Here is a 7,200-nt window from a genome sequence, read left to right as displayed (position 1 = left end):
GACCGTCGCGTCCGATTCGCCGGGTGACCGTCGCATCCGATTCGCTCGTGCTCGCGAAGCTGGTTCCCTCGATCGTCTCGTTGACGCGCTCGGCGACAGGTGGACAGTTCAATACGTCCGGACCTCGTAGGACCACTCGATGGATCGAACCACCAGAGTCCAGGCCCAGGACGTGATGTCTACGCCGCTCGAGACGGTCTCCAGCGGGGCGACGGTCCAGGAGGCCGCGAGCCGGATGCGCGAAGAGGAGATCTCCGCGCTGGTCGTGACGACCGATCCGCCGTCGATCGTCACCAGCACCGACGTGCTCGCGGTCGCCGCTGAGGGCCGAAACCCCGGGGACGTGCCCGTCACCGACGTGATGACCGAGTCCGTCGAGACCGTCCCGCCGGAGATCTACCTCGAGGAGGTCGCGGCGATGATGACCAGCTTCGGGATCAAACACCTGCCGGTGGTCGCGAGCGACGACGAGTACGTCGGGATGGTCTCCTCGACGGACGTGACGGAACAACTCTCCTGAACGGCGGGGAGGGAAACGGCTCGTTCGTCGGCTGGGCACTCGCCCGACGCTAGTCGGCGCTCGGGATCGCCGAGTCGTCGACGTAGGGCAACTCCCGGGCCGTCTTCCGGACTTCGCCGGCGTTCGCTTTCATCAGGGCCGTCGTGTCCCAGACGCCCTCGACGAGCGCCGTTCGCTGGGCGTCGTCGACGTCGACGTCGATCGTCCGGTCGCCGTAGGAAACCGTCTCGCCCTCGACGTCGACGGCGAGCACCGCGTCGGGATGGTCCTCGATCCAGTTCTGGAGTCCCCGGACCGTCTCCGCGTCGGCGGTCACGGTCGGGATGCCGAGCGCGAGGCAGTTGCCCGCGAAGATCTCGGCGAAACTCTCGCCGATCAGCGCGTCGATTCCCCACCGCAGTAGCGCCTGTGGCGCGTGCTCGCGGGAGGAGCCGCAGCCGAAGTTCGCGTTGACGACCGCGATCGAAGCATCCTGGTAGCGCCCCTCGTTCATCGGGTGATCCTTCTGCTCGTCGTTCTCGTCGAATCGCCGGTCGAAGAACGCGAACTCGCCCAGTCCGTCGAAGGTGACGACCTTCATGAACCGGGCGGGGATGATCTGGTCCGTGTCGACGTCGTTGCCCCGGATCGGGACGGCCGTCCCGGAGACGCGGTCGACTTCGGGGATCTCCACTTCTTCGGTGTCGGTCGCGGTTTCGCCGCTCTCACGTTTCGAGGAGTCGCCCGCTCGCGCGTCGCTCGCCCGTCCCGAGGCCTCCCGTTGGTCGGCCTCGCTGCGTTCGTCCTCCCGGTTCATACCGTCGTCACCTCCTGCAGCTCGCGAACGTCCGTTACTTCCCCGGATACCGCCGCCGCGGCCACCATCTGGGGGTTCATCAGGACGGTCCGGCCGTCCTTGCTCCCCTGGCGGCCGACGAAGTTCCGGTTCGAGGAGGAGGCGCAGGCCTCGTCGCCCTCGAGCTGGTCCTCGTTCATCCCGAGACACATCGAACAGCCGGCGTTGCGCCAGTCGAAGCCGGCGTCCTCGAAGATCTCGCGGAGTCCCTCCGCTTCGGCCGCCCGCTGTACGCGCTGGCTTCCGGGGACGACCAGCGCGCGGACGTCCGGGTGGACCTCCCGGCCCTCGACGATCCGGGCCGCGCGGCGGAGGTCCGGCAGGCGGGCGTTCGTGCACGAGCCCAGGAACGCGACGTCGACTGGGTAGCCGTCCATCGTCTCGCCGGGCTCGACGCGCATGTGCTCCTGGGCGCGCCGGGCGGTGTCCTGCTTGTCCTCGGGGAGGGCCTCGGGTGCGGGGATCGGCTCCGTGACCCCGACGCCCTGGGCGGGCGTCGTCCCCCAGGTGACGACGGGTACGAGTTCGGTCGCGTCGATGGTGACGACGTCGTCGTACTCGGCGTCGTCGTCCGATCTGATCGACTCCCAGTAGGGTTTCAGCTCGTCGAACTTCTCGGGGCGTGCCCGGAAGTAGTCGGTCTCGCGCAACCACTCGTAGGTCGTCTCGTCGGGCTCGACGTATCCCGCGCGGGCGCCGCCTTCGATCGACATGTTGCAGATCGACATGCGACCCTCCATCCCGAGGTTATCGATCGCCTCGCCGGCGTACTCGTAGACGTAGCCGACGCCGCCCTCGGTCCCGAGCCGGCGGACGATCTCGAGGACGACGTCTTTCGCTTCGACGCCCGCGCCGAGCTCGCCGTCGACCCGGATCTTGCGCACCCGCCGTTTCTCCATGGCGACGGTGCCCGTCGCGAGCACGTCGCGGATCTGGCTGGTGCCGATCCCGAACGCGAGCGCGCCGAACGCGCCGTGGGTCGAGGTGTGGCTGTCGCCGCAGACGATCGTCTTTCCCGGCTGGGTCAGCCCCTGCTCCGGGCCGATCACGTGGACGATGCCCTGGTCTCCCGAGTCGGGATGGGAGAACTCGATGCCCGCCTCGCGGACGTTCGCCTCGAGCTCGGCCATCATCTCCTCGGCCGCGTCGTCGGCGTAGGGCCGATCCTGGTCGGCCGTCGGCACGATGTGGTCGACCGTCGCGTGGGTCAGCCCGGGGTAGGCGACCTCGAGGTCGCGTTCTCGGAGCATGCCGAACGCTTGCGGGCTGGTCACCTCGTGGATCAGGTGGAGGCCGACGAACAGCTGGTCCTGTCCCGTCGGCAGCGTCGTCACGCGGTGGCGCTCCCAGACCTCGTCGTAGAGGGTGCCCTCGCTCATTCCTCGCTCTCGACGGTTTCTTCGCGCCCGCCGCGTTCGAAGACGCGATTGGCGTCGGCCGCCTCCTTCGGCGGCGTGTGATCGACGTCCCGCATTCGATCGGTCGATCGGTCATCATCCTTCGGATCGTCCTCCTCGGGGGCACTCGTCTCGTCGGCGCCGTCGTCGGTGCGCTCCGATTCCGCGGCCGATCGGCCGCCGTCGGTCCTGACGATCGGACCGCGGTTGAAGAACTCGCCGGCGGGCTCCCCGGTGTAGGGATTACGGTGGCTGATCTCGCCCATCGTCTTCGGCGGTCGGTTCTCCGCGGGGTCGTTCGCTGCCGGTCGGTTATCGGTCGATCGCATCTCGGTCGATCGCATCTCGGTCGATCGCATCTCGGTCGATCGCATCTCGGTCGATCGCATCTCGGTCGATCGCATCTCGGTCGGTCGGTTCGTCGTCGATTCGTTCGGGGTCGGTCGGTCTCGGGTCGGGTCGGTCGGGTTCATCGTCGGAGTCGGGTGTTTTCGGTTAGTTCGGGGCGGTCGGTGGCTCGGCTCGATCAGTCGTCCGCGCGCACGTGCGTACGGTCGTCCTCGTTCTCGTTCGATTCGTCCTCGGGGGCTTCTTCGGCGTCCGCCCAGGCGAACAGCGCCCGGAGCCGGTCGCCGACCGCCTCGATCTCGTGGCTCTCCTCGGCGTCCTTGAGCTGGGTGTACACTGGTCTGTTCGCCTGGTTCTCGGTGATCCACTCCCTGGCGAAGTCGCCGTTCTGGACCTCCTCGAGGATCGCTTCCATGTTCTCGCGGGCGTGATCGTCGACGACGCGGTCGCCCCGGGTGAGCCCGCCGTACTCGGCGGTGTCGCTCACGGAGTCCCACATCGCGCCGATCCCGCCCTCGTACATGAGGTCGACGATCAGCTTCATCTCGTTCAGGCACTCGAAGTAGGCCATCTCCTCGCTGTAGCCGGCGTCGACCAGGGTCTCGTAGCCGGCCTTGATCAGCTCGGCGATGCCGCCACAGAGGACGGCCTGCTCGCCGAAGAGGTCGGTCTCGGTCTCCTCGCGGAACGTCGTCTCGACGACGCCCGCGCGGGTGCAGCCGATCGCCTTGCCGTAGGCGAGGGCGCGTTCCTTCGCTTCGCCGGTGGCGTCCCGGTAGACCGCGAGTAGGCCCGGCGTCCCCTCGCCGTTCTCGTAGTTGCGCCGCACGAGGTGGCCGGGGGACTTCGGCGCGATCATCGTCACGTCGACGTCCGCCGCCGGTCGGATCTGGTTGTAGTGAATGTTGAACCCGTGGGCGAACTGGAGGGTGTCGCCGGGCTCGAGGTGGGGCTCGATCTCCTCGTAGACGGCGGGCTGGGCGGTGTCGGGGACGAGCAGAGATACGACGTCCGCGCGCGCGGCCGCTTCAGCAGGGGTCGCCACGTCGAGACCGTCCTGGCGGGCCGCCGAGCGCGAGCTCGACTCCTCGCGCAGGCCGACCACGACGTCGACGCCGCTGTCGGCGAGGTTCTGGGCGTGGGCGTGGCCCTGGCTGCCGTAGCCGAGGACGGCTACGGTGGCGTTTTCGAGGAGCGATTCGTCCGCGTCCGCGTCGTAGTAGATTTCGGTGGTGAAGTCGTCTGTCATGGTTTCTCGTCGTCAGTCGTCCGCCGGCTGGGGGCTCGATCGCTGGTTCGTCGATTCCTCGACGGTCGAGGCGGGGCTCGCGGTCTCGTCGGTGCCGCGGGCGAGCGCGGTGGTGCCCGTTCGGGCGAGCTCCCGGATGCCGAAGCGCCCGAACGCGTCGATCGCCGCCTCGATCTTCTGGCGGCTGCCGGTCACCTCGAACGTCGCCGTCTCGGGGGTCGCGTCGACGCTCTTGGCGCCGTACATCTCCGCGACGGCGACGACCTCGTCGGGTCGCTCGGCGTCGACCTTCACGAGCGCCAGTTCCCGGCGCATCGCGTCTGGCTCGAGCTCGCGCACCGCGCGAACGGGGACGAGCTTCCGGAGCTGCTTTTTGACCTGCTCGATGCCGGGATCGGGCTCCTCGACGACCAGCGTGATCCGCGCGAGGCGCTCGTCGTCGGTCGGGCCGACGGTGAGGCTCTCGATGTTGAACTGCCGACGCGAGAAGAGCCCGGAGACGTCCGAGAGAACGCCGGGCTCGTGGGTGACCAGCGCGGAGATGACCGTTCGGCGGGGCTCGCGGCGGGCCTCGACGGCCGGGTCGACGCGGATGCCGAGCTCGTTGCGCCGGCCGTCCGGCGTCGGCCGTTCGTCGGGGGTCGGCCCGTCGAATCCCTCGGTCACGCGAACCACCCCGAGGTTCGCGTGACGCCGGAAGAGCGCGGTCTTTCGGCACTCATAGCTGCTCCTCCGAGAGGGCAAATCTGCCGTTGTCGCCGCCGCTCGGGACCATCGGGTAGACGTCCGCCCGGGGATCGATGTGGACGTCGATCACCGAGGGGCCGTCGTACGCGAGAGCCGCCTCGATCGTGTCGGCGACATCGTCGTAGCCGTCGATTCGGAAGCCGCGCGCGCCGAAGGCCTCGGCGAGTTTGTCGAACTCCGGACACCAATTGTACTCCGAGGCGGCGTGACGGCCCTCGAAGAAGGCGTCCTGCCACTGGCGGACCATGCCGATGTACTCGTTGTTGAGCACGGCCACCGTGATGTCGAGGTTCTCCCGGACCGCGACGGACAGCTCCTGGAGCGTCATCAGGAACGAGCCGTCGCCGTCGACGCAGACGACCTCCTGATCGTCGTCGGCCGCCAGCCGGGCGCCGATCGCCGCGGGCAGGCCGTAGCCCATCGCGCCCAGCCCGTGGCTGGACACCCAGGTTCGGGGCTCGGTGAACGTCCAGTACTGGCAGGCCCACATCTGGTGCTGGCCGACGCCGGTCGTGACGACCGCGCGGTCGCTCGTGGCCGCGTCGAGGGCCTCCACGACGAACTCCGGCCGCAGCGGTTCGTCGGCCGGCGCGTCGTAGGCCATCGAGTACTCGGACTTCCACTGCTGGCACTGGGCGCGCCACTTCGAGGCGGGCGGCGAGGTCTCGACCGCGTCGGCGAGCTGGGTGACCACGGTGGCTGCGTCGCCGACCAGCGGGTACTCCGCGTGGACGTTCTTCGAGATCTCGGCCGGATCGATGTCGACGTGGATGACCTCGGCGTCGGGCGCGAACGTCTCGATGCCGCCGGTGAGGCGGTCGTCGAACCGCGTGCCGACGGCGAGCAGCGTGTCGCAGTGGGTGATCGCCATGTTGGCGTAGCCCGTGCCGTGCATCCCGGCCATCTCCATCGCCAGCTCGTGGTCCTCGGGGAACGAGCCGAGTCCGGGCATGGTCGTGACGACGGGAATCTCGTGTTCCGTGGCGAACGCGCGGCACTCCGCGCTCGCCTCGCCCTTGATGACGCCGCCGCCGAGCAGCATCACCGGCCGTTCCGACGTTTCGACGCGGCGGGCCGCGGCCTCGACGATGTCGGGATCGGCTCGGTCGCGGTGGTCGTAGCCCTCGGGCGTCCGGGGCTCGGTCGGTTCCCGATCCGTGGCCGCCTTGGTGACGTCCTTCGGGAGGTCGACGAGCGTCGGCCCGGGTCGGCCCTCGCGGGCGAGCGCGAACGCCTCGCCGACGTCGTCGCCGACCCGGTCGGGGTCGCTCGCGAAGGTGTTGGCTTTGGTGATCGGCGTCGTGACGCCGGTGGTGTCGGTCTCCTGGAAGGCGTCGTTGCCGACGAAGGCGGTGGGGACCTGGCCGGTCAGCGCGATCAGGGGATCCGAGTCCATGTCGGCGTCGGCGAGGCCCGTGACGAGGTTGGTCGCCCCCGGCCCCGAGGTGGCCAGACAGACGCCCGGCTCGCCGGAGACGATGCCGTACGCGTCGGCCGCGTGGGCCGCACCCTGCTCGTGGGCCATCGTCACGTGGGCGATCTCGGAGTCGTAGAGGGCGTCGTAGACGGGCATGATCGCGCCGCCCTGCACGCCGAAGGCGTACTCGACGCCCGCGGTCTCGAGGGCGCGGACGACCGCTTCGGCGCCGTTCGTGACCGGCGGTCGCCTCGCCTCGTCCGGCTGGTCGGACGTCTCGGACGGGTTCGTTCGGCTCGTCGATGCGTCGGTTTCGTGCTCCGGTTCGACCGGTTTCGCGCGCTCGCTCATCGGTCACCTCCGCCGGGGACGCGGTGCGGGTCGGTTCGTCGTCGATATCGGTGTGCTGTCATCTGGTGGGTGGCTGGCCGCAGTACTGCTCGCTGGGGAATCGGTACGAATTCGGGACGGAGAGGGGGTGGTGTAGGGGCTAGGCGGCCCCTACAATAACGAGCGAGGCGGACGCGCCGGTGTCGGCCGTGCGAGCCGAAGCGGGTGCGCGTCGCGTCATTACCAACATCGTAGTGACCCCGACGGATATAACCCTTGTGCGCCGGGCAATCGTTGCGCCGGTCTCGCGTTCGTCGCGGGGTTCGGGTTCGCCGTCCGACGCGCGCTGGTCGCCGG

Annotated in this window: 7 protein-coding genes; 1 reads left to right on the top strand and 6 read right to left on the bottom strand. The window is 69.2% G+C overall.

The window, feature by feature from the left end; all coding sequences use genetic code 11:
• Positions 1 to 175: 175 nt before the first annotated feature.
• Positions 176 to 520 (top strand): CBS domain-containing protein, encoded by a 345-nt coding sequence (locus QZT59_RS17090; RefSeq protein ID WP_290819054.1) that lies wholly within the window; start codon positions 176 to 178, stop codon positions 518 to 520.
• A 49-nt stretch (positions 521 to 569) separates the two neighbouring features.
• Here QZT59_RS17090 and leuD read toward each other — a convergent pair whose 3' ends face one another.
• The 6 genes from leuD to ilvB form a co-directional block, all read right to left on the bottom strand.
• Complete coding sequence (gene leuD, locus QZT59_RS17085; protein ID WP_290819052.1) at positions 570 to 1,316, bottom strand: 3-isopropylmalate dehydratase small subunit; 747 nt, start codon at positions 1,314 to 1,316, stop codon at positions 570 to 572.
• Positions 1,313 to 2,734 (bottom strand): 3-isopropylmalate dehydratase large subunit, encoded by a 1,422-nt coding sequence (leuC, locus tag QZT59_RS17080; RefSeq protein ID WP_290819050.1) that lies wholly within the window; start codon positions 2,732 to 2,734, stop codon positions 1,313 to 1,315. Before leuC ends, leuD begins: the two co-directional genes overlap by 4 nt.
• On the bottom strand, positions 2,731 to 3,081 hold the full coding sequence (locus QZT59_RS17075; protein ID WP_290819048.1) for a hypothetical protein: 351 nt from the start codon (positions 3,079 to 3,081) through the stop codon (positions 2,731 to 2,733). The genes leuC and QZT59_RS17075 overlap by 4 nt, the downstream gene beginning before the upstream one ends.
• 197 nt (positions 3,082 to 3,278) lie before the next feature.
• Positions 3,279 to 4,349 (bottom strand): ketol-acid reductoisomerase, encoded by a 1,071-nt coding sequence (ilvC, locus tag QZT59_RS17070; RefSeq protein ID WP_290819046.1) that lies wholly within the window; start codon positions 4,347 to 4,349, stop codon positions 3,279 to 3,281.
• Positions 4,350 to 4,361: 12 nt separating this feature from the next.
• The gene (ilvN, locus tag QZT59_RS17065; protein ID WP_290819044.1) at positions 4,362 to 5,015 is read right to left on the bottom strand and encodes an acetolactate synthase small subunit; all 654 of its coding nucleotides are present in this window, start codon (positions 5,013 to 5,015) and stop codon (positions 4,362 to 4,364) included.
• A 52-nt stretch (positions 5,016 to 5,067) separates the two neighbouring features.
• Positions 5,068 to 6,864, bottom strand: coding sequence for a biosynthetic-type acetolactate synthase large subunit (ilvB, locus tag QZT59_RS17060; protein WP_290819042.1), 1,797 nt, complete (start codon positions 6,862 to 6,864; stop codon positions 5,068 to 5,070).
• Positions 6,865 to 7,200 lie beyond the last annotated feature (336 nt).

The sequence above is a fragment of the Halovivax sp. genome, assembly GCA_007119345.1.
Classification (GTDB): domain Archaea; phylum Halobacteriota; class Halobacteria; order Halobacteriales; family Natrialbaceae; genus Halovivax.
This window is presented reverse-complemented; position numbering and strand designations above follow the sequence as displayed.

Excerpts from the sequence above, each read along its gene's own strand:
- QZT59_RS17090 (WP_290819054.1), top strand. The coding sequence starts at position 176 with ATGTCTACGCCGCTCGAGACGGTCTCCAGCGGGGCGACGGTCCAGGAG.
- leuD (WP_290819052.1), bottom strand. The coding sequence starts at position 1,316 with ATGAACCGGGAGGACGAACGCAGCGAGGCCGACCAACGGGAGGCCTCG.
- leuC (WP_290819050.1), bottom strand. The coding sequence starts at position 2,734 with ATGAGCGAGGGCACCCTCTACGACGAGGTCTGGGAGCGCCACCGCGTG.
- QZT59_RS17075 (WP_290819048.1), bottom strand. The coding sequence starts at position 3,081 with ATGCGATCGACCGATAACCGACCGGCAGCGAACGACCCCGCGGAGAAC.
- ilvC (WP_290819046.1), bottom strand. The coding sequence starts at position 4,349 with ATGACAGACGACTTCACCACCGAAATCTACTACGACGCGGACGCGGAC.
- ilvB (WP_290819042.1), bottom strand. The coding sequence starts at position 6,864 with ATGAGCGAGCGCGCGAAACCGGTCGAACCGGAGCACGAAACCGACGCA.